Origin of the sequence: Streptococcus sp. oral taxon 431, from assembly GCF_001553685.1 — a bacterium.
Lineage (GTDB): Bacteria > Bacillota > Bacilli > Lactobacillales > Streptococcaceae > Streptococcus.
This window is the reverse complement of record NZ_CP014264.1, coordinates 527,629-542,078: the sequence shown is the minus strand read 5'-3', so window position 1 is coordinate 542,078 and position 14,450 is coordinate 527,629. Positions and strand designations below refer to the sequence as shown.

Genomic DNA, 14,450 nt, shown 5'->3' with positions numbered 1-14,450 from the left:
AAGAAAAAAGTTACAAAATTTGTAACTTTTTTAAAAATAATGTTATTCTCTATGAATCATAAATCCAGTTGCTTGTTGATTAGCCATGATGGTCATATCTGTGATTTGTACACGTCGTGGTTGACTGGTTACATAGACAACAGCATCTGCAATATCTTGCGCCTGCAAGGCTTCAAGTCCCTGATAGACCGTTGCAGCCCGTGCCTCATCTCCATGGAAACGGATCTTAGAAAAGTCAGTCTCTACAATACCAGGCTGAATAGTTGTCACCTTGATATCTGTAGCTATGGTGTCAATCCGAATCCCATCTGAAAAAGTTTTGACAGCTGCCTTGGTTGCTGAATAGACTGCTGCACCAGCGTAGGCGTAAATACCTGCGGTTGAACCCATATTAATGATATGGCCTTGATTTGCAGTCACCATAGAAGGCAAGAGACAACGAGTAACAGACATCAAGCCCTTGACATTGGTATCCAGCATGGTCAACATATCCAACTCTTCATAGTCCTGATAGGGTGCTAAACCGAGAGCCAGCCCAGCATTATTAACTAAAATATCAATCGAACCTACTGCTTCAAGAATTTCTGAACAAACAGTTTTAACCATTGTCATATCGGTCACATCAAGGGGAAAGGTCCAAACTTTTTGATTTGGAAAAGCTTTTGCAAACTCAGTTTTAAGAGATTCGAGTCTTTCTGTTCGACGCCCTATAAGAACGATACTTTCACCTTTTTCTAGATAGGCACGCGCAATAGCTTCACCAATACCTGATGTTGCACCTGTGATCACAACATTTTTTGCCATCTTACTTTCTCCTATCTAACTTAACAAATTTAAGCTGTCCAGTGTTTTGCTGGGTCAAATGGTGTTCCGACAACTTGGTCTTCTGACAATTCAATGACACCACGCTTTTGTGGAGCATTTGGTAAGGCAAGTTCACGAGGACTGCACATCATCCCAAAGCTCTTTTCACCACGAAGTTCCCCTGGGAAAATGAGATTCCCTTTTGGCATCATAGCTCCTGGAAGAGCTACAATGGTCTTTAAACCGACACGCGCATTAGGAGCTCCTGCAACGATTTGCACTGTCTTATCACTCGCAACTGCCACTTGGCAGATATTGAGGTGATCACTATCTGGATGTGCCACCATTTCTACGATTTCACCAACGACAAATTTCGGTTCCTTGTCATTGATAATCTCTTCGGTAAAATCTTGAGCTTGCAATTCTTGGTTCAAACGTGCTACTTGGTCATCTGTTAAGAATACTTGGCCTCGCTTCTCAATCTCAAATAAATGAGAAACTTCAAAAATATTCCAAGCAACAGTTTCACCAGTTTCCTTTAGGAAAACACGTGCCACATTGCCTTTACGCTCAACATCTAGTTTGGCATCGCCACTGTTTTTCACGATGACCATAAGGACATCACCGACATGTTCTTTGTTATATGTAAAAATCATTCTTTCTTTTCTCCTATTTTAATTCTGCTAAAAAGTCGTTTATTTGTGCCTTGGTTTTACGGTCACGATTAACAAAGCGTCCAATCTCCTTGTCCTTATCTAAGACAACAAGACTTGGAATCCCATATACATCCCATAGTTTTGCAAGTTCCATGTACTCATCTCGGTCTACTCGTATAAAGGTAAACTCTGGATTGGCCTCTTCAATCTCTGGCAGAGCTGGATAGATATAGCGACAATCGCCACACCAATCCGCAACAAAAAGGAAGACCTTCTTGCCATCCTGTTCTACTAGATTTGCTAATTCTTCTATACTCTTAGGAGAAATCATATGACTTCCTCCTCGTAGATGAGATCTTCATCTTCGTAGACAAAGGTATAGTGACGTCCATCTTCAAAAATAACACCACCAACAAGACGTTCTAAGCTACTTTCGTACACTTGGACATAGAGAGTTCCAATCTCACCCATTTCTGAGAAATAGTCACGCACAATAGCAGTTAACTCTTCCTGTGTCTTCATGAGTTTGTGATCATCAGCGACTTTCTTAGCACCAAAGGCAAGTGCTCCAAGCCCTGCCACGACTAAACCTGTTTTAATAATATTTTTCGTTTTCATGCTAACATTGTAACACAAAAAGGCTCAAGGAACAATGAAAAAGGGAGTTCCCCTCCCCTTTACCAATATTGAAAACTTAATAGTTTCTCTCTCCAAATAAATCTTCTGGTAAATCATGGAATCCCTTGCCTGTCTTGAAATTTTCAAACTTGCCTAGCAAGAACTGGTAGGCATCTAAGCGGCTTTCATAGCGAATCATGGCATCTTTAGCCCGCTCATCTTGATCTTCTTCATAGACCTTTTGGCTTTCCTTGAGCGCCATATCATTAATCATGATTTGGGTATTAACCCAGGCTTCAAATTCCTTCATAAATTCTTGTTCGTAACTCATTGTTTCTCCTTATTCTATTCCTCGATAATAATCTGTATCAATCTCACGGTAAGGCTGGATATCCTGAACATACTCCAATACACCTTGAAATTCTCCATTTTCATCGTGTACAGCAGCATAAGTGATATGAACAAACTTGCCCCGTGATTCTGACTTGAACCACATCTCGTACTTGTCTTTTTTCCCTTCACGAAGACCTTGCATAATGGTTTTTACCTTATCCAAATACTTGGGCGGATGACATAGTTCGACATTGCGCCCGACTTGAGACGGTGTCCGCTTGAAAATCATCTCATCTGCTGGCGTATTGTCATTGTAATACTGGAAGATATCATCCTTATTAACAAAGGTAATCTCCATAGGCAAATGATTAAGGATAAGATTAGCTTGTTCAACTGAAAGATAGCCATTTCCAAAAGCCTGCTGACTATTTCGGTCCATCACTGCTTCCTTTTCCTTAGGTGTAAAGGTGATAGTAAACTGACCCTCTGGCGTATCAATCACTTGTTGAACCTGTCCATCTACAGTTTCTGGCTGAGTTGGTTCTTCTACACTTTTTTCCTCAACAAAACTTTGACGTTCAGGAACCCATTTCTCAGACGGACGGATGATCGCATAGCCATAAGCATCACTTTCCTCTGCAATCTGAATCCAGTCATCCTGGGTGAAGGATTCGAGCAGAATCATGAGGAGGATGGACTCTTCCTTGAAAATCATACTCTCAAATTCAGTCGCAAAAGCTTCAAAAGCTTCCTTTACGGCGGAAATTGGCACTTCTGGGAGCGACTTAGTTGACGCTAAAGCTGTTTGAAAGAGTTCCCTGATCTGGTCATCCACTCCCCACATAACTTTTGGTGGCGAATCATGTCCGTAACGCTCCATAATAGGAAAGAAGAGCTCTTCCTTCCGCTGGTAGTGACGGTCAAATTGACCTACAAGTCCCATCTGCCGAACCAAACCCTTACGCATCTCCGCAAGCATTTCCTCGTCTTCCATAGACTCATATGTATCTAATAATCTACGAACACGAATCAAGGCAGCACGAAGGGCTAGATTTTCATCTTTAAAAACACGGACAGGATGACCTGGATGCTCGGTATCTTCAACTTCGACGCCCTTAACAGCATTTTTAAAAAGATTGGCATGGACATCACAGAGCTCCATGACATCTTCAAAGGTTACGCCTGAGTCAGAGTTCATCAACTCGTGCTCCATAAGGGAAATCTCGATAGCAGATACACCTGTAAAGGTTGCATCAAAGCGCTCCTGAACGGATTCAGGGGAGGCTCCATTATGCAATTCTAATAAAATATCCCGTAGGACATGAATTCGTTCATCTGCCATTAGTCTAATCCAATCACTTCGTAACCATTTGCTTCCAGTGTGCGTACAATCTTGTCCATAGGAGTTCCCTCGAGCTTAGACCCCTGTTTGAGCGATACTTTTCGTCCGACTGTATTTCGCATCAAGGGATTTGCAAGAGGTTTAAAACCAAGTTCTACTAGGATATCCAAAACTTCTGGATGCTTGTCCACAACTTCCGCAACAGGAATAGATACATCAATGATATTGTCCATCATAACCTCCATCATATTCTCTAACAGTTTTTTCTTTTTTATTATACCACAAGGGCAAAGATTAAAAAACTAGCAGTAGAAGACTTGCTAGTTTATTTCGTATCACTTCATTATTTCTAATTATATAGACTCTTCCTAGTAAAACCTCAAAGTCTTATCCTTACCATGATCATCAGAGAAGTTTGAAAAACCAGTCTATGATCTTGAAAAGAATCTTATAGAACAGTAATTGGAAGGCGAAAGAGACTAAAAACCAGAGAATTTTTATCAGACCGACAATTGGTGTTATAAAAAGAAGAGTGAAGAGCTTCCAAAAAGATTTCATTCTTTATCCTCCGGCTTCATCAACCAAGTAGCTGTATCCATAAGCTTATCTACGAGAAGTAATTTTCCTAAACTTACTACTGTGTTTTCATCTTTTTTTATGGTTTCTGCAACTTTTAAAGCTTGCCTTGTAAGAAGATAATTACCGTAGGTTTTGGCCAGTATTGTTATGATCCCCATGTCATTCTCCTTCGATGATTTCAACCTCTTTTTGGATAGTGGCAACATCTCTTTGATATTGTGCTTCATCGTAGTTAATCAATTTGGACAATTCTTTTTGCAATCTTTCTCCCATAGGTTTCATGGTCGCAAAAGTTAAGCCTCCTGATAGGACTCCACCTAAAATAGGAATAACTTTCCCCATCCCCTTAGCCAATCCTCCCTTGGTCAGATTCACTCCAAAGATTTTCAGAACTTTTTCCAAAATTGGATACCAAAGAGTCTTTGTCAAAGCCTTTTTGTTTACGATTTTCATCACTTGCTTAGCAACTGTAACACCACCAGAACGAAGGAGAGCGCCCGCACCATTTACTCCCAACATCACTCCCAGATAGAGCAAGAGGGTATTTTTAGCTTCTTCACTCAATTCATTTCGCGAAGCCCAGAGATCATCATAGCCGTAAATATAACCTAGCTCCTGAGCTAGTTTCAGTGAAAATGCGTAAAACTGGGCTACATCTGTCGGAATGGTAACTGCCATGGCAATACCTCCAGGCAAACCTGCTAAAACAGATGTTCCACTTGCTAGCAATACATTATCTCTAATACATGCATTAGCCACTCGATCTAAGGTTTCCTGAGATAATAAAGCTGTCGGCCCTTCTTCCAATAATCTAGGAATATCCTTTGAAGCCACTTCCTTAGAGAATTTGTCCATTAAAAATTTTGACCGGTTCACTTTGACGACAGGAAGTTTTACTACCTGTTGCAACACTTGCATCGCCACATCTTCTTTAGCCATCTCTATCTCCATTTTTCATTCATATCAAGCTTTATCTTATCATATTTATGCAATAAATGATATTTTCAAGATTTATTTTATTGATTTCTACTCATCTAATCTGACTAGACAATGACCTACTTATAGACACACAAAAAAGAGGGTTGCCCCTCTTTCAGCTTAATTCTTATCCAGATTGCGTAGCATCTCGTCAATCTTGTTTCCATATTCGATGGATTCGTCTTTGACGAAAGTTAAGTCTGGAATTTTGTACAATTTCAAATTGCGACCAAGTTCACGTTTGATAGTTCCGGTTGCTTTTTCAAGTCCGACTTGAGCTTTCTGATTATCTGAGGCAAGATTACTCAAAATAGTGTAGTAAACCTTAGCCATAGATAAATCACCTAGCATCTGAACATCAGTGATAGTCACACCTTGGACACGCGGATCACGGACTTTCTTTTGCAAAATCTCATTGACTTCGCGCTTGATTTCCATGCCCACACGATCCGTACGGAAATGATTTGCCATACTTTTTCCTTTCTCTCAATTGAACCAAAAGCTAGGCCAGCAGACCTAGCTATTTTTAAACTTATTGATTTTCAATTCAAATTGAAACGAAGTTCAATTTGAACTTATCTGCTTCTTTCGCCGTGGTGAAAGTGATTGGACTGATAATTCAGTTCAATCACTGGGGATTTTTGAGACTCTAGGCTCAAAAATAAGCAATGAAACCATCGGTTTGCTTGCGTCCCTCACCACCTAAGAAAGGAGCAAAAATCTTATCTCTTGATTTCTTCCATGATATAGGCTTCAATCACATCATCCATCTTGAGGTCATTATAGCCATCAATCATGAGACCACCTTCACGGCCGTTTGTAACTTCTTTGACGTCATCTTTATAGTGTTTCAAGCTTGCAAGTTCACCATCGTAAATAACGACACCGTCACGAATAACACGGACTTTAGAATCACGGGTAACTTTACCGCTAGTAACCATAAATCCACCGATTGTTCCGACTTTAGACACTTTGAAGGTTTCACGGATAATTGCTTCACCGATAACTTTTTCTTCAAATTCTGGATCAAGCATACCTTTCATGGCTTCTTCCATCTCTTCGATAACCTTGTAAATAATGCTGTGGAGACGGATTTCTACATCGTCGGCTTCTGCTTGTTGGCGAGCTTGTGGTGTAGGACGTACGTTGAAACCAACGATAAAGGCATTTGAAGCTTCAGCAAGAGTCACGTCAGATTCGTTGATAGCACCAACTGCTGAGTGGACGATGGTAACTTTTACACCTTCCACGTCAATCTTTTGTAGTGAGGCAGAGAGGGCTTCAACTGAACCTTGTACGTCGGCTTTGATGATGACGTTAACAGACTTGAGTTCACCAGCTTTAAGAGTATCAAAGAGGTTTTCAAGACTTACACGCTGTGTAGCTTGACGTTGTTTCATAAGAGCACGTTTAGCACGTTCTTCACCAGCTGCACGAGCAGACTTCTCATCTTCATAAACGGCAAAGTGATCACCTGCCATTGGTGCTTCGTTTAGACCTGTAATGGATACTGGTGTTGATGGTCCAGCAACCTTCACACGACGTCCAAGGTCATTGGTCATAGCACGGACACGTCCAAATGTATTACCTACAACGATTGGGTCTTGAACATTCAAAGTACCTTGTTGAACAAGAAGGGTTGCGACCGCACCTTTTCCTTTATCCAAGCGAGCTTCGATAACAGTACCGATGGCACGAACTGTTGGATCTGCTTTGAGCTCTTGGATTTCAGCTACAAGTAGAACAGTTTCCAAGAGTTCATCGATGTTTTGGTTGAATTTAGCCGAGATTTCTACAAACTCAGAATCTCCACCCCAAGCTGTTGACATAACACCGTGTTCAGCCAATTCGCCGATTACACGTTCTGGGTTGGCACCTGGTTTATCAATCTTGTTAATAGCAACGATGATTGGAACATTAGCTGCTTTTGAGTGGTTGATGGCTTCGATAGTTTGAGGCATAACCCCGTCATCTGCCGCTACGACCAAGATCGTAATATCGGTAACAGAGGCACCACGTGCACGCATAGAAGTAAAGGCCGCGTGTCCAGGTGTATCAAGGAAGGTAATCTTCTTGCCATTTTCCTCAATCTGGTAGGCACCAATATGCTGAGTGATACCACCTGCTTCTCCTGTAGCGACACGAGAATTACGTAGGGTATCCAAAAGGGTTGTTTTACCATGGTCAACGTGTCCCATGATCGTTACAACTGGTGGACGTTCAACCAACTTGTCTTCATTTAGATATCCATCTTCTACGAAGAAACGTTCGATATCCGCATTGTCCACTTCTACCTTTTGTTTAGCTTCAATTCCATAATCAACCATGAGGAGTTCGATTGTTTCTCCATCCAAAGATTGGTTTTGAGTGGCCATAACGCCCATCATAAATAGTTTCTTAACAATCTCAGCTGGTTCACGTTTGATACGTTTTGCGATTTCCGCAACAGTCATACCATCTGTATATTCAAATTCTGTTGGCAATTCATGGAATTTACGCTCTGTAATAGGTTTTGGAGCCTGATTACGGTTATTTTGTTTATTGCCTTTTTTATTTTTCTTATTGTTATTCCAGTTACTATTTCTTTGATTTCTCACTTGATTCTGACTACTTCGATTCTTTTGTTGTTTTCTAGGACCATCTTCCTCATGATCGTAATCATCACGATCTTTGTCTGGTCGGGCTTGTTTCTTACGACGTGTATCCACTACAGCCTCTTTGGCTACAGGAGCTACTTCAACCACTGGTTGAACTGGCTGCGCTTGTTCAGCTAACTTAGCAGCTTCTTCAAAGATTTCCTCAGGTTCCTTGCGTTTGTTTGCTTGAGCCAAGGCTTCTTTGGCAGCTTGAGACTGCTTGAAGCGTTCCTCACTTGAACGAGCATATTCTGCATTTTGCTCTGCTTTTAGAGCAGCTGCACGGGCTTTGAAGTCAATGCGTGGTCCAGCCTGATTTGGACGTTTGTCCTCTTGCTGACGGCGATCATTCCCACGATTTTGCTGACCTTGTTGTTTTTTACCTTGATCATTGAATCGACGGTTGTCACGATTGCCTTGACCTTGTTTACCACCATTACGGTTATCATTTTTTTGACGATTCCCATTTTGTTGATGGTCACGGTTATTGCCCTTATTTTGCTTGCGTCGTTCAGCCTGCTCTTTTGCACGTGCTTCACGCTCAGCCTTAAAGTTTCGACTCTGCGGTTTTGCTGGTGCCACTTTTTCTTCTTTAGGAGCAACAGTTGCTGCTGGTTTTGCCTCTTCCTTAGTGACAACTGGCTTTGGAGCCACAGGTTTCGATTCTACCTTTGGAGCAGGAGCAGGTTTAAAACTTGCTACGATTTTTGAAGCAGCTGCTTCCTCCACACTTGATGAGTGGCTTTTTACATCCAAGCCCAACTCTTTTGCACGCGCTACAACTTCTTTACTTTCTTTTCCAAGTTCTTTGGCGATTTCGTACAATCTTTTCTTAGACAAATCATGTCCTCCTCTTCTATTCCATAAGAGACCTCATTTTCTTTGTAAATCCAGCATCTGTCACAGCTAAAACCTTTCTTGATTTTCCAACTGCTATGCTTAATTCCAGTGTTGAAAACACGGTTACAACTTCTACTTGATAATAGTGACTTTTATCCTGAATCTTCTTGGTCAGGTTGAGAGCAGCATCATGCGCTAGAAATACCAGCTTAGCTTTCTGTTCCTGAATGGCTTTGACAACCATTTCTTCACCCGAGATAATTTTCCCTGCTCGTTGAGCAAGTCCCAAGAGATTACTTACTTTTTGCTTATTCAAGTCCTAACTCTCTTCTTTTTACTTTGTGATCAACATAAGCAATCAACTCGTCATAAAAACTTTCTTCAACTTCCATATTAAAGCTACGGTTAAAGACTTTTTTCTTTTTAGCCTCTAGGGCTTCTGCATTGTCTAGCTTGATATAAGCGCCACGGCCATTAGCCTTGCCTGTCGGATCGATAAAGACTTCGCCTTCTTTGTTCTTGACAATACGAAGTAAATCTCGCTTATCGATCACTTCGTTAGAAACAACAGACTTGCGCAAAGGGATTTTTCTTGTTTTCATCCTTCCCTCCTCTTGCAGCTTTTATTCTTCAGTCAATTCGTCTGTGTCAGCGAAATCAACTTGACCAGCTTCTTCCATCGCTTCAAATTCACTTGCAGACTTGATATCGATACGGTATCCAGTCAAGTGAGCTGCCAAGCGAACGTTTTGCCCACGACGACCGATGGCAAGAGATAGTTTGTTATCTGGCACGACGACCAAGGCACGCTTGCTATCATTTTCATCAAAGATAACTTGGTCAACTTCTGCAGGAGCAATAGCATTGTAGATAAATTCAGCTGGATCTGCTACCCATTCGATAACGTCGATGTTTTCTTCGATTGGGACCATACGATCGCTCTTGGCATCGTAGCGAGCTGGGTGGAATTTGCTAGTAATTTTCTTGATGTTAGCACCACCACGTCCAACGATTGTTCCGATCGCATCCACGTTAGGATTGTGACTACGAACAGCAACCTTTGTACGGTCACCTGCTTCACGAGCCACGCTCATGATCTCAACTGTTCCGTCATAGACTTCAGGAATTTCTTGTTCCATCAAGCGTTTAATCATTTCTGGATGGCTACGGCTCACAAAGACGTTGACACCACGTGGATTGTCTTCAACCTTGTAGACATAAACTTCGATACGATCGTGAGAAGCAAAGACTTCACCAGGGATTTGGTCTTGTTTTGACAATTGAGCTTCGATGCTGCCAAGGTTGACATAGATAAAGCGATTGTCGAAGCGCTCCACTGTACCTGACATGATTTCTTGCTCATGCTCTTTGTAAGTGTTGTAGGTGATAGCACGTGTTTGCTTGCGCATTTTTTCCATGATGGTTTGTTTGGCAGACTGAGCTGCTACACGACCAAACTCACCTGGTGCTTCTTCAAATTTAATCTTGTCCCCAAGCTCGTAAGCTGAGTTAATGGCAAGAGCATCTTTCAAGCTGATTTCCAAACGGCTATCAAATACTTCATCAACAACTTCACGAACAGTATAAACTGTAAAGTCACCTGTCTTTTCGTTGAAATCAATGGCTACACTATCAGACTGCCCATAGCGTCTGCGATAGGCTGAACGAAGTGATTCCACCACTGCATCAATGATGTCTTCTTTTTTGATTCCCTTGTCTTCTTCCAAAATGCGGAAGGCCTCTAGCATTTCTTTACTCATCTTCTATTCACTTTTGAATCTTCAAAAGCTTCCTTTCTTTTACTATAATTTTACTGCTAAACGTGCTTTTGATACCAAACTGTATGGGATTTGGACTGTTTTCTTACGAGTCTTGTCCATATACTCCATAGTCAACTCATCCTCTTCAAAGGCTAGCAAGGTTCCTTCAAAGACCTTTTGCTTATCGATGGCTTGGTAAAGTCCAACATGGATGTATTTCCCAACTGCTCCAGCGACTGCTTCCTTGGTTTTCAAAGGACGCTCCAAGCCTGGACTGGTGATTTCTAGGAAATATTGTTCTGGGAAGGGATCTGGCTTGATAGTATCTAGGACAGGACTGATGATTTCTGTCAAGTCCGCTGTGTCGTTCAAGGTAATTCCCTCTGGTTTATCTACAAAAATACTAAGAATCATGTCACTGCCAATCTTTCCGTACTCGATATCCACGAGTTCAAAGGGAGCTTCAATGACAGGTTCTACGACTTCTCTGACTAATTCTACGATAGTTGCGATTGCGTCCACCTCCTCATAAGCAAGAGGCGAAGATATTTCCCCGCCTCACTTTCTCATATTCTTACTTACAGTATAGCACTTTTGACTACTTATGTAAAGTATAAGCACTCAGAAGGCTTGATTTTAAGCTTTTTCTTAAAATTCTGCCTCAACTCGGTAGATAACTTGACCCTTACTTGAGAATTTTTCTTCATATTCTGTCATGACATTGCCTTCAAAGTCGCTGGCATGCAAGTCCAACCAAACTCCATTGAGCTTCATGCCATATTGAGAAAAACTCACTAGGCTGTATTCAAACAAGCCACGATTATCTGTCTTGAAATGAATCTCACCGTGTTCAGGCAAGATACGCTTGAAGGTATCCAAGAAACTCTTATAGGTTAGACGACGCTTTTCATGGCGTTTTTTAGGCCACGGATCTGAAAAGTTTAGGTACAAGCGATCAATCTCACCATCTTCAAAGTAGTCGGTCAAATCAGAACCATCAACCCACAACAACTTAATATTGGGTACAGCAACTTCCAAGACCTTGTCCAAGGCATAACTCAAAACAGACTTTTGAATATCAATCCCGATATAGTTGAGGTCAGGGTTTTGTTTGGCCATACCTGTCACAAAAGCACCCTTACCACTACCAACCTCAACATGGATAGGATTGTCATTTCCAAATAAATCTCGCCATTTCCCTTTGGCTTCTAAAGGATTTAAGACAACATACTGAGGATTAGCCTCTAGTAATTCTGTTGCCCCTTTACGATTTCTAACTCTCATCTCTTCTTTCCATACTTGTCACGGAAGATGCGCAAGGCATAGATCTCCCGATTGACATTTTCTAGATCTTCATTTGTATAATATTTGGCAATCTGGCTCAAGAAGGATAACTGAGCATACCAAAATAGTTTGTTGATGACTGTTTGGTTGTATTTGTAACCGTAATAAGTCAACCACTCTTTCCACTGATAGTCTGGAATATAGTGACATAGCATATGCGCTACATCAAACATGCGATCCGTTAAACGAACGGAATCCCAATCCACTAAATAAATAAGACCGCTCTCTGTCTCAATCCAATTACTATGTCGTACATCTCCATGAACGATCGTTGCATAATCTTCCCTAAAGTTTGGCAAGCTTCCTCGCAAATCCTCTACTACCATTCTTAGATATTGATTGTTCTTCAAGGATTCTGGAGCATCTTTTAACCAAGCCTGAAGCAAGTCAAAAGGTGTTTCTAAAGAATAGCCCAAACGAGTCAATTGCGTCATCAAAGGACGCGAACGATGCAAGCGGCTCAAAATATTGATAATCTGCTTGCGATTCATATCATAAGGGGTCAAAATTTTACCATTCAACCATTCTTGGGCACACATATCACGCCCATCCGATAAACGGCGAGTCCATAATAATTGAGGAGCGATTTGTTCCTTGGCTAAACCAGGTAGGATTGGAGAGGTGTTCATTTTAATAAAGACGCGCTTCCCATCAGGGTAGCTTCCCATATAAGCTTTTCCGCTTTTCCCAGGTATAGGGGTCAGCGTTAGCTCAATATCACCCAAGTCCATTTCTTTCCTCCGTATAAAGTTTCCTTACTATTCTACTAGTTTTTAGCCTATTCGTCAACCAGTCCAGACCTGATTCTCAAATAAAAGCCTCTGGGGTGGTTTGGGTTATCATTATAGAAAGAAAAAGGTAAGCACAATCTCCTACTTACCTTTCATGATTTTTATAAATAAAATAAGAGTGGCCAACTGTTGTAAAACATATGGACTAGAGTAGAAACCCATAGATTTTGGCTCTTTTTATAAGCAAAGCCCAGTAACAAGCCTCCAAGTAGATAAAAAATAAACGAAGGGACATTAGAAGGTCCATGCATGAAAGAAAAGAGAGAGGAAGTTAGCACAAGCCCTAACCAAGAATTTTCAAATATAGCCCCCTGAAGAAGTCCCCTGAAAATGAGTTCCTCCTGGATGGGTCCAAAAACTGAGGTAGTCAAAATCAAAGACAGAGAAATTCCTCTGCTGACTTCCTCCAAGTGTTGAACTCCTGCGCCAGAAGAAACAGCGAAGAAATGAATATAAACTAGCGTCTCAAGCACACTTAGAAGAAAGATTGCAATGAAAAGCAAAAGTTGTTTCTTGCTTAACATCCCAAAAGAAATCATTTCAAACTGTCTAGCATAAGCAACAGTCATCGAGGTTACAAGAAGACTTACAATAATCAGTGCAGATTCATTTTGAAAAAAATCTCCATGGTTAATCGTATAAGGAACTGTAATGACGATTATTAGTACTAAAAATCCAAAACATAAGGCATGAAATTTATCAAAAAACTCCATCAAATTATCCTCCTCAACAAACAGACTTCCTACATGTCATCCTTTAGTTCTAGCCTTTCCAAAACAAACCATTTTAACAACCAAAATCCGACCACATAGCCAGCCCCTAAGAATATAGCTATTAAAGCTAACATGGGATTCAGGAAATAAAAGACCACCACAGATACAAAGGTTAGCACAAAAACATTAAAGGCAATGGTGTCAGAAGCCAAGTCTAGAATATAGGGCGTCAACCAGTCTAAGGTTTTTGAATCTAGGAAAAATAAGTGTTTATACATGATGACCTCCTCTATGGCTGAAAAGTAAGCCTTTGGTTTTTTTACCCCAATACCCTATGTAGAAAAGTGAGCAAAAATGGTAAGTTTGCGATGATATTATTAACAATATGAATCGTGTAAGAAGGATAGATAGTCTTTGTATAGCGTGTCAAACCACCAAATATACATCCAACTGCTGTATAAACCAGAAGGTCTAGTAGACTAGGAAAACTTGAAAAATGGGGTAAGGCGAACAAAACCGACGGAAATAGAATATCCAGTCCCCATCTTGAATTCTTAAAGAAGGCATGTTGAAGCAGTCCCCTACATACCAATTCTTCCATCAGAGGTCCTAGTACTATTAAGGTTAGGTAAACTCCGAACTCTGCAAAATTGGTCTCACTATAAGCAATAAATAAATTCCAACCTTCGTTTGTCCCCTGAACATGTTTAGCTGTCAGATAGTTAAAGCTTATAAGAACGACAGCTGCTAACATCGTCAGAACAGAATAACTCAACCACTTTTTCCTAGGGATACGAAAGAGATAAGCATGGCTCGACCTGATCAAAATCCAAACCATCAAACCTATAAAGAGAACACTAATGATGTTTCGAATCCAGATAAGATTTCCTACCCAAGACGAGAACTCCCAATAATTTCTCCAAAATTGGGTTGTCCAAGACAACCCGAAAAACAAAAATAAATAGGAAAGAACTGCACTCGTTTTGAAAAGAATAGAATATTTTTTCATAGAAACTCCCTCATAGCTTTGCTATCGTAACTGCCACTAATTATCAT

At 40.8% G+C, this 14,450-nt stretch carries 20 protein-coding genes; all 20 read right to left on the bottom strand.

Features of this window, described 5'->3' with window-relative positions; all coding sequences use genetic code 11:
• Nucleotides 1–42: 42 nt before the first annotated feature.
• Nucleotides 43–804, bottom strand: a complete 762-nt coding sequence (locus AXE83_RS02600) for an SDR family NAD(P)-dependent oxidoreductase (protein WP_060955313.1) — start codon at nt 802–804, stop codon at nt 43–45.
• Nucleotides 805–833: 29 nt separating this feature from the next.
• Nucleotides 834–1,460 carry a YtpR family tRNA-binding protein gene (ytpR, locus tag AXE83_RS02595; protein WP_060955312.1) on the bottom strand — a complete coding sequence of 209 codons (627 nt, stop codon included), beginning with the start codon at nt 1,458–1,460 and terminating at the stop codon, nt 834–836.
• A 13-nt stretch (nt 1,461–1,473) separates the two neighbouring features.
• A complete protein-coding gene (locus AXE83_RS02590) occupies nt 1,474–1,791 on the bottom strand; it encodes a thioredoxin family protein (protein ID WP_060955311.1) in 318 nt (105 codons plus the stop codon).
• Entirely contained in the window at nt 1,788–2,078 is a 291-nt protein-coding gene (locus AXE83_RS02585) for a DUF4651 domain-containing protein (protein ID WP_000850671.1), read from the bottom strand. The genes AXE83_RS02590 and AXE83_RS02585 overlap by 4 nt, the downstream gene beginning before the upstream one ends.
• Nucleotides 2,079–2,154: 76 nt before the next feature.
• The gene (locus AXE83_RS02580; protein ID WP_060955310.1) at nt 2,155–2,409 is read right to left on the bottom strand and encodes a DUF1912 family protein; all 255 of its coding nucleotides are present in this window, start codon (nt 2,407–2,409) and stop codon (nt 2,155–2,157) included.
• A gap of 9 nt (nt 2,410–2,418) precedes the next feature.
• A complete protein-coding gene (locus AXE83_RS02575; RefSeq protein ID WP_060955309.1) occupies nt 2,419–3,753 on the bottom strand; it encodes a DUF438 domain-containing protein in 1,335 nt (444 codons plus the stop codon).
• Nucleotides 3,753–3,986, bottom strand: a complete 234-nt coding sequence (locus AXE83_RS02570) for a DUF1858 domain-containing protein (protein WP_000368732.1) — start codon at nt 3,984–3,986, stop codon at nt 3,753–3,755. Before AXE83_RS02570 ends, AXE83_RS02575 begins: the two co-directional genes overlap by 1 nt.
• A 321-nt stretch (nt 3,987–4,307) precedes the next feature.
• Complete coding sequence (locus AXE83_RS02565; RefSeq protein WP_060955308.1) at nt 4,308–4,490, bottom strand: hypothetical protein; 183 nt, start codon at nt 4,488–4,490, stop codon at nt 4,308–4,310.
• Nucleotide 4,491: 1 nt separating this feature from the next.
• Nucleotides 4,492–5,271 carry a hypothetical protein gene (locus AXE83_RS02560; protein ID WP_060955307.1) on the bottom strand — a complete coding sequence of 260 codons (780 nt, stop codon included), beginning with the start codon at nt 5,269–5,271 and terminating at the stop codon, nt 4,492–4,494.
• 159 nt (nt 5,272–5,430) lie between these two features.
• A complete protein-coding gene (gene rbfA / locus AXE83_RS02555) occupies nt 5,431–5,781 on the bottom strand; it encodes a 30S ribosome-binding factor RbfA (protein WP_001273596.1) in 351 nt (116 codons plus the stop codon).
• A gap of 251 nt (nt 5,782–6,032) precedes the next feature.
• The gene (gene infB, locus AXE83_RS02550) at nt 6,033–8,786 is read right to left on the bottom strand and encodes a translation initiation factor IF-2 (RefSeq protein WP_060955306.1); all 2,754 of its coding nucleotides are present in this window, start codon (nt 8,784–8,786) and stop codon (nt 6,033–6,035) included.
• Nucleotides 8,787–8,802: 16 nt separating this feature from the next.
• Nucleotides 8,803–9,102: a YlxQ-related RNA-binding protein gene (locus AXE83_RS02545; RefSeq protein WP_060955305.1), complete on the bottom strand. Its 300-nt coding sequence runs from the start codon at nt 9,100–9,102 to the stop codon at nt 8,803–8,805.
• Nucleotides 9,095–9,388, bottom strand: coding sequence for an RNase P modulator RnpM (gene rnpM, locus AXE83_RS02540; RefSeq protein WP_006144965.1), 294 nt, complete (start codon nt 9,386–9,388; stop codon nt 9,095–9,097). The genes AXE83_RS02545 and rnpM overlap by 8 nt, the downstream gene beginning before the upstream one ends.
• 21 nt (nt 9,389–9,409) lie before the next feature.
• Complete coding sequence (gene nusA / locus AXE83_RS02535) at nt 9,410–10,546, bottom strand: transcription termination factor NusA (protein WP_060955304.1); 1,137 nt, start codon at nt 10,544–10,546, stop codon at nt 9,410–9,412.
• A gap of 42 nt (nt 10,547–10,588) precedes the next feature.
• Nucleotides 10,589–11,068: a ribosome maturation factor RimP gene (gene rimP / locus AXE83_RS02530; protein WP_000338687.1), complete on the bottom strand. Its 480-nt coding sequence runs from the start codon at nt 11,066–11,068 to the stop codon at nt 10,589–10,591.
• 126 nt (nt 11,069–11,194) lie between these two features.
• On the bottom strand, nt 11,195–11,830 hold the full coding sequence (gene trmB / locus AXE83_RS02525; RefSeq protein WP_060955303.1) for a tRNA (guanosine(46)-N7)-methyltransferase TrmB: 636 nt from the start codon (nt 11,828–11,830) through the stop codon (nt 11,195–11,197).
• Nucleotides 11,827–12,621 carry a cell cycle regulator CcrZ gene (gene ccrZ, locus AXE83_RS02520; protein ID WP_060955302.1) on the bottom strand — a complete coding sequence of 265 codons (795 nt, stop codon included), beginning with the start codon at nt 12,619–12,621 and terminating at the stop codon, nt 11,827–11,829. The genes trmB and ccrZ overlap by 4 nt, the downstream gene beginning before the upstream one ends.
• A 161-nt stretch (nt 12,622–12,782) precedes the next feature.
• Nucleotides 12,783–13,394, bottom strand: a complete 612-nt coding sequence (locus tag AXE83_RS02515) for a CPBP family intramembrane glutamic endopeptidase (protein ID WP_060955301.1) — start codon at nt 13,392–13,394, stop codon at nt 12,783–12,785.
• Nucleotides 13,395–13,423: 29 nt separating this feature from the next.
• Nucleotides 13,424–13,672 (bottom strand): immunity protein BlpZ, encoded by a 249-nt coding sequence (blpZ, locus tag AXE83_RS02510; protein ID WP_060955300.1) that lies wholly within the window; start codon nt 13,670–13,672, stop codon nt 13,424–13,426.
• A 41-nt stretch (nt 13,673–13,713) separates the two neighbouring features.
• On the bottom strand, nt 13,714–14,403 hold the full coding sequence (locus AXE83_RS02505; protein ID WP_060955299.1) for a CPBP family intramembrane glutamic endopeptidase: 690 nt from the start codon (nt 14,401–14,403) through the stop codon (nt 13,714–13,716).
• Nucleotides 14,404–14,450 lie beyond the last annotated feature (47 nt).